The sequence below is a fragment of the Nonomuraea sp. NPDC050680 genome, assembly GCF_040654555.1.
Lineage (GTDB): Bacteria > Actinomycetota > Actinomycetes > Streptosporangiales > Streptosporangiaceae > Nonomuraea.
Genome location: NZ_JBFAIF010000032.1, coordinates 31661 through 45520 on the forward strand (window position 1 = coordinate 31661; position 13860 = coordinate 45520).

Sequence of the window (13860 nt, forward strand, 5' to 3'; positions counted from 1 at the left end):
GTTCCGTGCTCGCTCCGACGACGTCATTGCGTGCTTCGAGCTGGGAACACCACTTCCACGATCGAGCGACTGGAGACCTCCGTGGCCACGGACAGCACGCGATTCCGCATGAGTCGGCGCATCTTCCTCCAGGGAGCGGGCAGTGGCCTGCTCCTTGCCGCGACCGGCCTGTGGCGTACCCCCCAGGCCGCCGCGGCAGAGGCCGCGACGTACCAGCTCGAAAACAAGTTCATCAGTCTCTCCGGCGCGTACGGAAAACTCACCCGATTCGCGTGCGATCCGACGGGCTCCGGCCAGTACGAACCCACGGTGTTCGGCTCGGTGTTTCTCGGCGCGACCGACTTCTTCGACGCCGGTTTCAACAACGGCGTCACCTGCACGGCGAGCGACACCGCGCTGAGCCTGGCGGGTATCCAACTGCCGTCGACGATGAACCTTCAACAGCGGCAGCTCAACTCCCCCGTCCCGCTCAGCGCCGGGCAGACGCTCGGCCAGTCGTTCACCGCGACGATGTACCGCTTCTCCCGAGTCGGTGGCCAGTTCCCCACCTGGAGCAGCCAGAACTCGGCGTTGACGATGACGCTCTACGCGGGAACTCCCGAGACCGGTCTCACCGAGATCGTCAGTCGCGATGTGAACCCGGTGCAGGACAACGGATGGGCCTACCTCGACGTGCCGGATCAGCCGGCCGGGGCCTACTACCTGGAGATATCGCACCGTTCGGGAACCCCCGGCTGGTGGAGCCGGCTCGGCGGCACCTCGGTCGACGTGGGCGGGTCGGCATACAACAATCGTCAGGTGCAGGCGGATCGCACGATGACGATCGAGGTCGCGGGTTTCAACGTCGACGGCATCGCGTCGTGGGATCTGAAGCTCTCCGGCCGAAACCTGACGATGACGTACGACATTCAGTGGCAGAACGAACCACGATCCGACCCCGGCCTGACGCTCAACACGTCGTGGCTCCGCGACGGATACTCCGTCGCCGCCGCGGACGGCGTCCTGTTCAACCGCTTCTACGGAGACCGCGGCGACTACATGCCCGCCGAACAACTGAAGCGTCGAGACGCCTGGACGAACCCGGTGTCGGGATCGAAGGCGGTCACGGCGAGCGGCAGCGGCCCGTACGACCTCCGGATCACGGGAACCGAACCAGTCCTCGACGGCACGATGACCGCCGAGTCGATGGCGATGACGCTCAACTCCGGCAGCGCGGACACGGAGCAGGCCATCTCGCGATCGCTCGCGATGGAAGTCCAACCGCATTCCGACGCACTGCCGGAGGTCTTTCCGGTTTTCGTGGCATCCGATCAGCACAGGGCGACGCAGCTGTCCACCTTCTACTGGGAGCGTGCGCTCAGCTATCGCTTCAGCGGGCACGCCATGGACTGGGCCGACTGGGAGGGACGCATCCTGGACTGGACCGCGACGGCGGGCTCCAGGGCACAGGCCGATTCCCTGTTGAGCACGCAACTGGAAGAGGACGGGTACGTCTGGTCATGGCCGGATTCGCCGGCGTGGCCCTTCCCCGACCCGACTCTCTTCGACGCCAGACACTTCACGTCCAATGCCATGTATGTCCTCGGCGCCTGGCGTTACTACTCGTGGACGGGAGACTCCGAATTCCTCGCCGCGATGCTGCCGCGAGTGCGGCGTGCGATGAGCTTCTATCTCGACTCACTCGGCGGAAAGAGTGGGATCGTCACGATCACGTCGCCCGACCACAGCGGACGGGACGGATCGCTGGCCTCCAACTACTGGGATATCACGTCGTTCGGCTATCAAGACGCCTATCTCAACGCCTACTTCTACGGGGCTCTCGAGGCGATGGCTCAGCTCGAGGATCACGTCGGAAACGCGACGATCGCGGACGAGCTGAGGTCCGTGCGCCGGCAAGCCCGGCAGCGCTACAACCAGGTGTTCTGGGACGATGCGGCGGGCAGGTACGTCCAGACCATCGACGCCGACGGCGTCGCTCACGACTACGGCTCGACCTACGTCAATCTCGAAGCGGCGTCCTTCGGCCTCCCCACCGAGAAGCAGGCCGCGCGCATCTTCGACTGGCTCGACAACGGCCACACCGAGCTGCGGGATGCGGTCGTACTGATCGAGAGCGGCGGCCTGGCACCGACGATCGAAGCGGGCCACTCGCTGGGGCAGAGCTTCACGGCGAACGCCGAATTCACGAGCGTCGCCGCGCGATTCCCCACCTACGGCAAGCGCGGTGCCGCGTTCACGATGTCGTTCTACCAGGGGCTGCCGGGCGAGACGTCGGTCAAGATCGCGGAACAGCGGTTCACCGACTGGAGCGACGGCCAGGTAGCGCACATCGATCTGCCGAAGCAGCCACCCGGCGTGTACTACCTGGAGGTCTCACAGGTCACGGGCACGCTCGCGTGGTGGTCGTCGGCGACAACCGTGCCGGGGGCGACGGCATATTCCGATGGGCGTCCCGCACCGGATGCCTCGACCAGGTTCGTCGCAGCACTCGGCGACTACGTCGAGGGACCCGCCGACATCTACTCGAAGTGGGTGTTCGCCCCGAGGTCGACGACGCGCCGCAACAGCTACTGGTTCTTCCTGACCCACCTCACGACTCCCTGGGGAGACGAAGTGCAAGATGGCGGAGCCATCCTCTACACCTCGGGATTCGACGTGATGGCGCGCGCCCGCTATCGATCCGCCGATGATGCCTGGGCGCGGATGACGACGATCCTCGATCGGTGGAGCGAACCCGACCACATCTGCGGCGGCGCTCCCCTGTTCCGCGGCGAGAGCACGGTCGGCAGCCCGGGCGGGAGCTCGGTCGGAACCGATATCCCGTTCCCGGAGAGCGGACTGGCGCCAGCGAGTTTCCTGTACGCCTTCATCGGGGTCGAAGCCGAGCCGGATGCTCTGGTCATCACCCCGAACCTGCCGTCGAAGCTGGCCAATGCCGGCGTACGTCACCTCCGCTGGCGCGGACGCCAGCTCGACCTGCTCGTGACACGCAACACGGTCACCCTCACAGGCAACGGACTGGCGATCAAGCGGCGGTACAAGCCGGGCCATTCGGTGCGCGTGCCGTCAAGTGAGCTGGAGTGAGACGCGGAACGCTGCGCCTGGCCGAGTAGCCGGGGGCATCGCAGCCCCGGCCACTCGGCCAGGCGCAGTGCTCGGCCGGGGCGCGTTCGCTGGCGATCAGTTGATTGACCTGCTTTTGGGCGACGGTGAGGGGCTTGCCCCGGTGGCTTTGTGGCCGGCCGACACCGCGGAGATCCAGCACGTTCCCCGCGGTGTCGGCGAGGGCCAAGAACAGCAGGCCGTACGTTTTGTGCTTGCCCGAGTAGTTTTTCCGCGGCTCGTTCAACAGCGAGCGACATCAACCGAGGATTCTCGCGCTCTCCGGCGCGTCAGCCCACGTACGAGTCGTAGCCGAGTTTGATCGCGACCGCCACCCCGCACGCCGCGGCCAGATAGCGCAGGCTCTGGCCGGGCATCCGGCGGACGATCTTCGGCCCGAGCCAGCCGCCCAGCAGGAACCCGGCCGCCAGCGGCACCGCCGCCCCCCAATCCACCGGCCCGAACAGCGCGAACCCCAGCCCGGCCACCGCGTTCGCCAGCCCGGACAGCATGTTCTTCGCCGCGTTCAGCCGGGCCGGCGACTGGTCGAGAAAACCCGCCAGAACCGCGAGCATCAAGATCCCGCCCGCCGCCCCGAAGTACCCGACATAGATCGACACGACGAACAGCGCCACCCGCAGCAACACCCCGTGCTCACCGCCCGGCTTGACGGTCGGCCGCCGGACCAGCAGCAGCGAGGCTCCCGCGATCAACCACGGAGCGATCAGCTCGAACGTCCGCGCCGGGGTCACCAGCAGCAGCAACGCGCCCGTCGCGCCGCCGAGCGCGGTCACCCAGCCCAGCCGCAGCACCCGGCCGCCCTGCCCCGCCAGCTCCGGCCGCGACCCGACCGCCGCGCCCACACTGGTGAACATCAGCGCGACGGTGTTCGTGACGTTCGCGGTCAGCGGTGGCAGGCCGAAGGCCAGCAGCGCCGGGTAGGAGATGATCGACGCCAGGCTCACCACCGTACTGACCACGCCGGCGGCCACACCTATCCCGAGCAGGCCGAGCACATCACCGACGATCACCTGACCATGCTAGGCCGTGCCCGTTTTGTGGCTACGCGCCGGGTAAGCGCGCGGCGCCGATGCCTGGCGTGCGCCGCACCGCTGTGGTCAGGACTCCTGTGGTCAGGGCGCCGTTTCGCCGTCGCCCAGCCCGAGCAGGTCGACCGACCGCCTGCGCATCTCCACCTTGCGGATCTTCCCGGTGACGGTCATCGGGAAGGCGTCCGCGACGTGGACGTACCGCGGGATCTTGAAGTGCGACAGCCGCCCCGCGCAGAACTCCCTGACCGCCCCGGCCGTCAGCGGCTCGGCACCCTCCCGCATGATGACCCAGGCCATCAGCTCCTCGCCGTACTTCTCGTCGGGCACCCCGATCACCTGCACGTCCGCGACGTCCGGATGCCGGTACAGGAACTCCTCGACCTCTCGCGGGTAGACGTTCTCCCCGCCGCGGATGACCATGTCCTTGATCCGCCCGACCACGTTGACGTAGCCGTCGTCGTCCATGGTGGCCAGGTCACCGGTGTGCATCCAGCGGGCGGCGTCGATGGCCTCGGCGGTCTTGTCCGGCTCGTCCCAGTATCCGAGCATGACCGAATACCCGCGCGTACACAGCTCACCGGGCTCGCCGCGCGCCACGGTCAGCCCGGTCTCCGGGTGCACGATCTTCACCTCGACGTGCGGCAGCACCCGGCCCACGGTCTCGGTCCTGCGGGCCAGGTCGTCGTCGGACCTGGTCATCGTGGACACCGGGGACGTCTCGGTCATGCCGTAGCAGATGGCGACCTCGCGCATGTTCATCTCGCTGACGACGCGCTTCATCACCTCGACCGGGCAGGGCGACCCGGCCATGATGCCGGTCCGGAGCGTGCTCAGGTCATACCCCTTCGCCACCGCCAGCTCGGCGATGAACATGGTCGGCACGCCGTACAGCGACGTGCATCTCTCGTCCTGTACGGCCCGCAGCGTCGCCTCGGGCTCGAAGCTCGGCGCGGGGATCACCACGCAGGCCCCGTGCGAGGTGGCGCCGAGGTTGCCCATGACCATGCCGAAGCAGTGGTAGAACGGCACCGGCAGGCAGACCCGGTCGGCCTCGGTGTAGTGGATCAGCTCACCGACGAAATAGCCGTTGTTGAGAATGTTGTGGTGCGACAGGGTCGCGCCCTTGGGGAAACCGGTGGTGCCGGAGGTGTACTGGATGTTGATCGGGTCGTCGCACGACAACTCCGACATGCGGGCCCGCAGCCGCTCCTCCGCGACGGTCTCGGCCAGGAGCGCGTCCCAGCCCGGGTCGTCCAGGTAGACGGCGTTCGCGAAGCCGATCTCCTCGATCATCGCGCGATAGTCGCTGGTCTTGTGCGTCTGAGCGCTGATCAGCAGCCGCATGCCCGACTGTTTGACGACGTACTCCAGCTCGTGGCTCCGATATGCCGGATTGACATTGACCAGGATCGCGCCGATCTTCGCCGTGGCGTACTGCACGAGCACCCACTCGGCGCGGTTGGGCGCCCAGATGCCCACCCGGTCGCCCTTGGCGATGCCCTTGGCCAGCAGGGCGAGCGCGAGGCGGTTCACGTCGGCGTCGAGCTCGGCGTAGGTCCATCGGCGCCCGGTGGGGACGTCGACCAGGGCCTCCCGATCGCCGAAGGCCGCCACGGTCCGTTCGAGGTTCTCGCCGATCGTCTCGCCCAGGAGGGGGGTCGGCGCGGTGGCGCTGGAGTACGACTGCATGTCCACAGTGTCGGCCTCGTCCCGCCGTACGCACCAGACCCACCCGCGCACCACCACGGCGGCGGTCACGTCGCCGTCGCCGTGGTGGTGCGGCGCTTACCGGTTCAGATGGAGCGGGTTAGCACCTGCGCAGGCCGTACTTGCTGGGGTCGGCGTCGAAGCCGCTCGGTGTGTGCACCACGGAGGCCGGCACGTACCCGAAGGCGCCGAACCTGTCGCCGACGGTTCCGTACCAGGTGGTGTTGCCCCCTGGATGGAGCTCTCCCCGCGTCCAGCAGGTGAACCAGCTCTGCGTGGTGTCGAGGTAGTCCACCGCGTCGACGGGCCGGGGCTCGTGGAAGACGGGGAGTCCGCCCTGGTCGTTGGTGCAGTGCAACCTGCCGTCGTGCGGGTCGACCCCGCAGGCCTCGGCGGAGGCGGCGGGCGAGGCCAGCCCGAACAGCGCGAATGCCGTGGCGATGGTCGTGGCGATGACCTGACGCTTGTTCATCTGTGTGTCTCCTTCGGTGTTGTTCTCGAACATCCGCATTTCTTGGCGGCTCCGGACCTCGGCGGCTTTCTTGGCGGCTCCGGACCTCGGCGGCGTCACGGTCCGATGAGGTCGTAGTCGGCCAAGGTGCACTCGCGCAGGCCCGGCGCGGGGTCATGGGCGGTGGCCACATGGACGGCGGGCAGGAAGCCCCAGCCGCGGTAGGGCGGCACCGCCTTGTCGCCCGCGGCGAGGTACCAGATGCTGTTGCCGCCGGCATGCGGGCCGCCCTCGACCCAGCACTGGAACCAGCTGAAACTGCTCGTCAGTACGCCGGTCTCCGCGGTCTGGTAGGAGGCGTCGTAGGACAGGGTGACGTTCGGGGTGTTGCCGCAGTAGAGCTTGCCGTCGCCCCGGACCCCGCACTCCGCGGCCGCCGCCAGGGCCGGGGTGGCGGCGGCCCCCACCCCCGGGAGGGCACCGAACAGGGCCGCGGTCAGGAGTGCGCCGGCCGCGACATTGCCGATCATCATGGTGGTCTGCCTTTCTGCTCCGTCAGGTGCGGCGGGTTCGCCGCGTTGAGAGCCAGCGAAGCCGAACAGCCCAGGTGTCCAACAGGAGCTCGGACGGACTCGGACGGACTCGAGCCACCCGATGGCCAGGCCCGGACGGCAGGTCGCCGCTGCCGCCATCCCTCGGACACGCTGGGTGATCGCTCGTACACTTTGCGACATGGAGGAGCCGAAGGCCGACTGGCCGGGCAGGGAGGGCAGGGGTTCGAGGCGATGAGCGAGGGTGGCGAGGAGTCCCGGATCGTCAGGCAGGCGTCCCGATCGGGGGTGGAGTCGGTGACCTGCCACGCGGATCTGGTGAGGTTGCTGGCCGAGCAGTTCGCGCGGGCCGATACGTCCCTGCGGGAGCTGCAGTTGCGGGCGGACAAGGCGGGTGGGACCCGGCTGCCACGGGCGACCTGTGCGGACATGCTGGCCGGCCGGCGCTTCCCCAAGAAGGCGTTGATGATGGCCTTCCTGCGGGCGTGCCGGGTGCCCGAGCATCAGCTCCCGGCGTGGGAAAGGGCATGGGAGCGGGTACGAGTCGCCCGGCTGCCCGCCGGGACGGAGCCGGATCGCAACCCCGGCGGCGCGATGCCCGCCAGCCGGACAGCGGGGCCGGACGAGACAGGGCCGGCCCCTGTCCCCCGCCGAAGCTGGCGCCAAGCCGCCGTGTCCGCCGCGTTGGCCGCACTGGCGACCGCAGGCGCCCTCAGCGTCATCTTCGATCAGCGGGGAGCGTCACAAGGCATCGCGTCCGACGGTTCCGGCAGCCCCGTGGGTCCCGGCCGCATCGTCAGCGATGACGGCCGCGCGTACAGCGCCGGCGGGTCGAGCCGGTTCACCGCGGCCGTCGATCCCGCCAACAGCGGAGTGCGGCTGATCCGCCGCCTGGATGCGGGCGTCGCCCGGCAATACGCCACCATCACCGTCAACGGGAATCCGGCCGGGTCGTGGCGGCAACTGCCCGGCGACAGCACCTACAAATGGCGGGAGCAGATCGTCGAGATCCCGCGAACCCTGACCGCGGGTCGCCGCTCTCTCACCATCGTCAACACCTTCGTGTCCTCCTCCCTGGGCTACAACGAGTTCCTCTACGTCATCGAGCAGAAGATCAACGGGGCCTGGGCGACCGCCGACACGGTCGACATCGGCCCTGACCACACCGCCAGTGAAGCCGCGCACGACTATCACATCGTCGCCGAGGGCTGGGCTGGTACCCAGACCTTCACCTATCCACCGCGCGAGGAGGATTGGCGAGTCGAGTGAAGTCCGGGTTATCGGAGGGCGTCGGTGATGGCGAGGGCGGTGGTGCGCCAGATCGGGGCCTGCGGGTCGATCACCGCGAAGTGGTCGCCGGACATTTCCAGATACGTCACGTCATCTCCGGCCTCCTGGGCGGCCCTGGCGTAGCGGCGCGCGAAGTCCACCAGGTCCAGCTCGTCCCCGGACCCTTGGACGATCAGCTGGCGGACCCGCAACGGCAACCTGAGCACCGGACTCGCCGTACCGACCTCGAGGCCGGAACCGGCGGCTGTGCCGAGGGCGGCGGCGACCGCGCCGGAGCCGAGCCAGCGCCTGTCGCCCTCGACGAGGTCGAGCACCCCCGCCAGCGAGACGACCAGCGAAACCCGCGCCCCGTCGGCCACCGCGCGGAAGGCCAGCTGCGCCCCCGCGGAGTGACCGACGACGGCGACCCGGTCGAGGTCGATCGGCGCGTCCACGGTCGACAACGCGGCCAGCCCGGCGGCCACGTCCGCGGCGGTCGCCCGCCACCCGTGCAGGTCGGGACGCCGGTATTCGAGGTTCCACACGGCGAGCCCCCGGCCGAGGAGGTCGAGGCAGAGCGCGTCCATGAGATCGGCCGCCCAGTTCGACCGCCAGTTCCCGCCATGAACGAGCGCCACGACAGCCGGCCTGTCCCCCTCGGCCTGGCAGGTGGCGGACCTGGGCAGTAACCCCTCGGGAAGGTACAACTCACCCCACTGATCGCGATGCGTCCCGTACGCGATCCGCGTCCGCGGATACCGCAGACGGTGTACGGCATGCCGAATCGCCCAGATCAACCCCTCGACGCCACGCCCGTGAATGTGCGTGGCCCCCTCTCCCACCTCAGCCCCGTCCACCCGGGCGAGATCCAGCCACACGAGAGGCCCGAGGCACTGTCCCATGAGCCGTCGCACCTCATCCACCGGCCCCGGAACCACCACGACGGCCGCGGCGGAGAACTCACCGTCACCGGCCGCCGTACACGCCATGACTTCGGCCGCGTCACGAGCGTGCACGAGCTCGCCGGAGACGCCGAGGGCGGCGAACTCGCGTTCGGCGGTCTCACTGAGCAACGCGGCGTCGGCGACCAGCCCTGGGCCGACGACCACCAGGACATCCCTCACGATTCTCGACACTACAGAACATCTCATCGCTGAGCCTCGTCACGACACCCGGAAGTAGACGGGCATAGGTTGAGTCATGTGCGTGTGAACCAGCTTCACTCCTGGCCAACGAGTACCGCGGAGGCAGAGGCGATCCAGGAGCGCCTCCGGCTTCACGTCGAGCTGACCGGCCCGTCCGCGTTCACCTCGGTGGCGGGACTTGACGTGCACTACCACGGCGAGGACGACGTAGCCGCCGCCGTGGTGGTGCTCTCCACAACCGCCGCCACGGGCGATGACCTCGTGGTGCTGGAGCAAGTGGTGGTTCGTGGCAAGGCGCGGTTTCCGTACGTGCCGGGGCTCTTCGCCTTTCGCGAGTTGCCCGCGCTGGTGGAGGCGCTCGAGCGGCTCACCGTCACCCCCGACCTGCTGGTCTGCGACGGGTACGGCCTGGCGCACCCGCGCGGGTTCGGCCTGGCCTGCCACCTGGGCGTACTCACCGGACTGCCCGCGATCGGCGTGGGCAAGACCCATTTCGTCGGCACCCATGACGCCCCGGACCCCGCTCGGGGCGCATGGACGCCGATCGAGCTGGACGGCTCGACCGTGGGCCGAGCCCTGCGTACGCAGTCGAACGTCAAGCCGGTGTACGTGTCCCAGGGCCACCGCATCACCCTCGACACGGCCTGCGCCGAGGTCCTGCGGCTCTCGCCGTACCACCGCCTGCCGGAGCCCATCCGCAAGGCCGACCACCTGGCCAGACACGGCGACAACCGTTAACCGGCGACCGTCACCAGCGGTCCGGGCAACGGCATCCAGGCAACGGCTTCCCGATCGGCGGCTTCCCGGTCAACGGTTACCCGGTCAGCGGCGCCAAGCCCAGACCAGCAGCCATACACTCAGCCCGAAGACCGCCATCCCGAGCGGCACGTGCACGGTGAGCACACCCGCCCCGCCCATCGCCGACTGCACGAACCCGAGCAGCAGGATCGCCAGCCCGACCAGCGCCGGCCATCCCGCCCCACGCCCCGGCCGCCAGACCAGCACGGCCACGACGAGCTGCGCCAGTCCGAGCACATGTACGGCCCCCGCCCCTATATCGTGCGGCCCCGCCGACGCCCCGCTGAGCAGCTGGCCGGCCGTCACGGCCTGGAAGAGCACCGCCAGCGTGTTCAGCGCGGTAAGGATCTTGAACTCGGTCAGATATCCGGTCCCCTTGGCGGTCTGAGTCACCACTCGCTTCTCCTTTGACCTCGTGAGGTCTCAAGGATCTTGCCGCCACGACATCGCGGCATCCGACGCCCGTCGTCATCCTCTGTACACCAGGAGGCGTACACGGAGAGGCCTTCGCTGATCTCCCGTTGGCAGGCGGACCCAGCGGATGCGGATGGGCGGATCACAGCGTGACCGCTCGTACCGCTGACCCGGGGCTCGTTACCCAACCGACTCTTGATCAACTTGGCGGCGGCTCGTTAGGGTTGGGCGCTTCGCTCCTCGCTCCGTCCCTCAGGAGTACCCTCATGCGCCGCCACCGTTTCGGCCGGATCGCGGCCGCCCTCGCCATGGTCTACCTGGCCGCCGTGGTCACCCTCGCCGTCGTCGCATGGGCCACCGGCGACGTCACTCCCCTCTGGGTGGTCGTCGCGGACCGGAGTGGCTTCGGGACCGACGACCTCCAGCCGTGGTGGGGGCTCGTGGTCCTGCTGGTCCTGATCGCGATGGTGCAGGCCTGGGCGTACTGGCAGGTACTGCGGGGTCGCGAGCGCGGCGAGCCGGTGCGGCACGGCAGGGACGTCCGCCTGCTCCGGGCCGTGCTCTATGTCAGTGTCGGTTACGGCCTGCTCCTGCCACTCCCCATCCCGTACGCCTGGTGGCTGCCGCTGATCTCCGGACTGATCCAGCTGGTCACGGCCGGGCTGTTCTTCCGCGTGCTGCGCGGCACCACTTCCCGATGGTTGCGGCTCATCATCCTCGTGACGGGGATGATGAGCGCAGCGAACGACCTGCCCACCGCCGTTATAGGGGGCCTGGGCGTCGGCCCGTCCGCCGGGATCGCCGACCTGTTCGGAGTAGGGGAACTCGTCTGGCCGGCGTGGATGATCTCGGTACTGGTGGCGCAGGCGCGGGATCCGCGCTGGAGCGGCACGACCGTGAGGACCGGCATGGTCGCGGTGGTCATGTCGCTCCTCCAGCCCCGCTCGCTGGTGACGTTCAGCGAGTCAGGCGAGGTGCCCTGGGAGCAGCTGATCTACGAGCTCGTCGGCGCGCTGTCCGTCTTCGGGCTGGTCTGGTGGGCTCGATCCGCGCACGACCTAGGCAGTCTCATGCCGCCGACGCCCCGGCCGCGCTCCGTGCGAGCACCCGCCAGTCGATGGCCGCTCCCCGTAGTGGCGACCGTGCTCCCGCTGCTCCCGGCGGCCGTCAATCTCGCGCACGGAATGCCGTTCTGGCTCGGGCCGACGAACGCGTTATGGAACGTCGTTCAACAGAACGGCAGCTCCGAGCTCCTCATCACCTGGTACGCACTCGACCTCCTCGTAGGCGTCGGCGTCCCATCACTGCTCATCCTGGCCGCCGTCTGGCGCCGTACCCACCGCCTCCTGCGGGCCACGACGTTGTCGCTGTTCTCGCTGGCCGTCGTCGCCACCGCTAGCGCGTTCACCGAGACGGCCTCCGACCCTGTCTCAGGGGAGCTGCCGCTCTACCCCGACAACCTGTTCGTCAAGGGCGGCGCGCTCGTCTCCACCGGTATCTCCCCGCTGTGGTACGGCCTCGCGATCACCGCGTCCGCCCTCATCCTGACGTTCCTGTACGCCGCTCCGCCCGCTCACCGCAGCCGACGCCACCTGCTCGTGGCAGGCATCGCCTCGGCTGCGGCGCTCTGCCTTCTCCCCACGGCGGACCAGGCCCGCGGACCCGCCACCACGGCCAAGGAGTGCGATCCGCCCCCGCCCTGGGAACAGCAACGACCGGAGCCGCCCCCTGAGCTGACCGCCGGGCAGCAGTTCGTCTGCGCCCTCCGTAAGGAGGGCACCGGCCTGGCGCGGTTCACCGCCACCACGCCCGACCAGGTCGTGCTCGCCTACGGACGCCGGCTGTGCGACCTCCACACGCGTAACGACCCGCACGAGCTGGCCCGCTGGAAGATCGACCGCCGTGCCCTGACGTACCCGCTCGCCGGCATCTGCCCCAGCGCCGCCGCCGTCGTCAAGGCCGCGCGCGCCAAGCAGGACCAGGGGATCGCGCAGATGCGGGCGCAGGCCCAGCGCATGTGCGACGCGACGCCACACCACCAGCCGCGCATCAAGCCGGCCATGGCCATCCGGGTCAAGGAGCCCCAGATGACCGACTACGGCGTCCTGCAGACGTACGAAGGTGAGGAGGCGGGTCCGAACCTGGACCCCGGCAACGGGCTGGTCTCGTCCGAACCCGGAATCCTAGCCGTCATCACGGACCCCGACTTCGACCTCTGCGTCACCGTCGAGACCTACCCGCGCCGCCCACCCGTGGAGACCAAGGGCTGGGACACGGTCGTCGAGGTCGGCTACCACAGCCCCACGGGAGAGATCGTGCTCTCGGACAGTATCAGCGGCACCGAACTGCCCGACCTGTCGCTCAACGGCCGCGCGGGCCACTATCGGATCCGGGTGCACTACGCCTGGTTCCCCTGGAAGGGCGAAGAACAGGGCGGCCAGCGACTGCTGATCATGGCGTACCCGGCTCCCGGCGACAAGGAGGTCGTCTACCGCAAGTGAAACCCGGCCGTAAGAGTCGCTCTGGTGGTCGATGGTCAACATCCGGACAACCGGGTCACAAGCCTCGTCAGGCGTACAACCGTTCCAGGACCGCGGCCACCCCGTGGTCGTCGTTGGACAGCGTGCGCCGCTCGACGGCCGCCATCACCATGTGGTGCGCGTTGGCCATCGCGTACCCCGCCCCGGCGAAGGCGAGGACCGCGAGGTCGTTGGGCATGTCGCCGAACGCCACCACCTCGGCCGCGTCCACCCCCCGCTCCTGGCACAGCCGGGCCAGCGTGCCGGCCTTCGTCACCCCGGGAGCGCTGATCTCCAGCAGTCCGCTGCCGCCCGAGTGCGTCACCTCGGCCTGGCCCTCGACGGCCGCGACGGCGGCGGTGAACATCTCGTCCACCACGTGCGTCGGTGACCAGGCCAGCAGCTTGACGACCGGCTCACCCTCCTCACAGGCGTCCGTGACCTCGCGGGTGAAGGCCAGGTCCGGGAGGATGCGCCTGGTGTAGGCGGGCTCGACCAGGATCTGCCGGCCCGTCTCCACCGCGAAGGCGACACCGGGCAGCGCCTCGCGGAGCGTGTGCATCAGTTTCCTCGCGGCGGCGAGGTCGAGCGTGTACGTGCCGGTGATCTCGCGGGTGTTCAGGTCGTAGACGACGGCCCCGTTGCTGCAGACCGCGGTGCCGGTGACGTCCGCCATCGCGGCGATCGGGTCCACGCCGCGTGGCGGCCGGGCGGTGACGAACACGATGTCCGCTCCGGCGTCGCGGGCGCGCCCCAGGGCGCGGCGGGTGCGTGAGGACACGGAGCCGGTGGAGTCGAGGAGGGTGCCGTCAAGGTCTGTTGCCACGATACGGGGTGGGATCACCTCACCAT

General features: G+C 69.1%; 11 protein-coding genes. 4 read left to right on the plus strand and 7 right to left on the minus strand.

Annotated features, from left to right (window positions below; genetic code table 11):
• The first annotated feature begins 108 nt into the window (after positions 1-108).
• On the plus strand, positions 109-3084 hold the full coding sequence (locus tag AB0H88_RS48750; RefSeq protein WP_357656534.1) for a GH116 family glycosyl hydrolase: 2976 nt from the start codon (positions 109-111) through the stop codon (positions 3082-3084).
• Positions 3085-3392: 308 nt separating this feature from the next.
• Here the strand turns inward: AB0H88_RS48750 and AB0H88_RS48755 are convergent, their stop codons facing one another.
• From AB0H88_RS48755 to AB0H88_RS48770, 4 genes are all read right to left on the minus strand, one after another.
• Positions 3393-4133, minus strand: coding sequence for a sulfite exporter TauE/SafE family protein (locus AB0H88_RS48755; protein ID WP_357656535.1), 741 nt, complete (start codon positions 4131-4133; stop codon positions 3393-3395).
• A 102-nt stretch (positions 4134-4235) separates the two neighbouring features.
• On the minus strand, positions 4236-5843 hold the full coding sequence (locus AB0H88_RS48760) for an AMP-binding protein (protein WP_357656607.1): 1608 nt from the start codon (positions 5841-5843) through the stop codon (positions 4236-4238).
• Positions 5844-5961: 118 nt separating this feature from the next.
• Complete coding sequence (locus AB0H88_RS48765) at positions 5962-6333, minus strand: hypothetical protein (protein ID WP_357656536.1); 372 nt, start codon at positions 6331-6333, stop codon at positions 5962-5964.
• 95 nt (positions 6334-6428) lie between these two features.
• Positions 6429-6845, minus strand: a complete 417-nt coding sequence (locus AB0H88_RS48770) for a hypothetical protein (RefSeq protein ID WP_357656538.1) — start codon at positions 6843-6845, stop codon at positions 6429-6431.
• A 252-nt stretch (positions 6846-7097) separates the two neighbouring features.
• Here AB0H88_RS48770 and AB0H88_RS48775 point away from each other — a divergent pair, with 252 nt between their 5' ends.
• Complete coding sequence (locus AB0H88_RS48775) at positions 7098-8132, plus strand: hypothetical protein (protein ID WP_357656540.1); 1035 nt, start codon at positions 7098-7100, stop codon at positions 8130-8132.
• 8 nt (positions 8133-8140) lie between these two features.
• Here AB0H88_RS48775 and AB0H88_RS48780 read toward each other — a convergent pair whose 3' ends face one another.
• Complete coding sequence (locus AB0H88_RS48780) at positions 8141-9256, minus strand: alpha/beta hydrolase fold domain-containing protein (RefSeq protein WP_357656542.1); 1116 nt, start codon at positions 9254-9256, stop codon at positions 8141-8143.
• Positions 9257-9334: 78 nt separating this feature from the next.
• Here AB0H88_RS48780 and AB0H88_RS48785 point away from each other — a divergent pair, with 78 nt between their 5' ends.
• Positions 9335-10015 (plus strand): endonuclease V, encoded by a 681-nt coding sequence (locus AB0H88_RS48785; RefSeq protein ID WP_357656543.1) that lies wholly within the window; start codon positions 9335-9337, stop codon positions 10013-10015.
• Between the two features lie 84 nt (positions 10016-10099).
• Here AB0H88_RS48785 and AB0H88_RS48790 read toward each other — a convergent pair whose 3' ends face one another.
• Entirely contained in the window at positions 10100-10471 is a 372-nt protein-coding gene (locus tag AB0H88_RS48790) for a hypothetical protein (protein WP_357656544.1), read from the minus strand.
• 284 nt (positions 10472-10755) lie between these two features.
• Here AB0H88_RS48790 and AB0H88_RS48795 point away from each other — a divergent pair, with 284 nt between their 5' ends.
• Positions 10756-12990 carry a hypothetical protein gene (locus tag AB0H88_RS48795; protein ID WP_357656546.1) on the plus strand — a complete coding sequence of 745 codons (2235 nt, stop codon included), beginning with the start codon at positions 10756-10758 and terminating at the stop codon, positions 12988-12990.
• A gap of 67 nt (positions 12991-13057) precedes the next feature.
• On the opposite strand, the gene AB0H88_RS48800 is transcribed toward AB0H88_RS48795, so the two are convergent.
• Entirely contained in the window at positions 13058-13852 is a 795-nt protein-coding gene (locus tag AB0H88_RS48800; protein WP_357656548.1) for an HAD-IIB family hydrolase, read from the minus strand.
• Positions 13853-13860 lie beyond the last annotated feature (8 nt).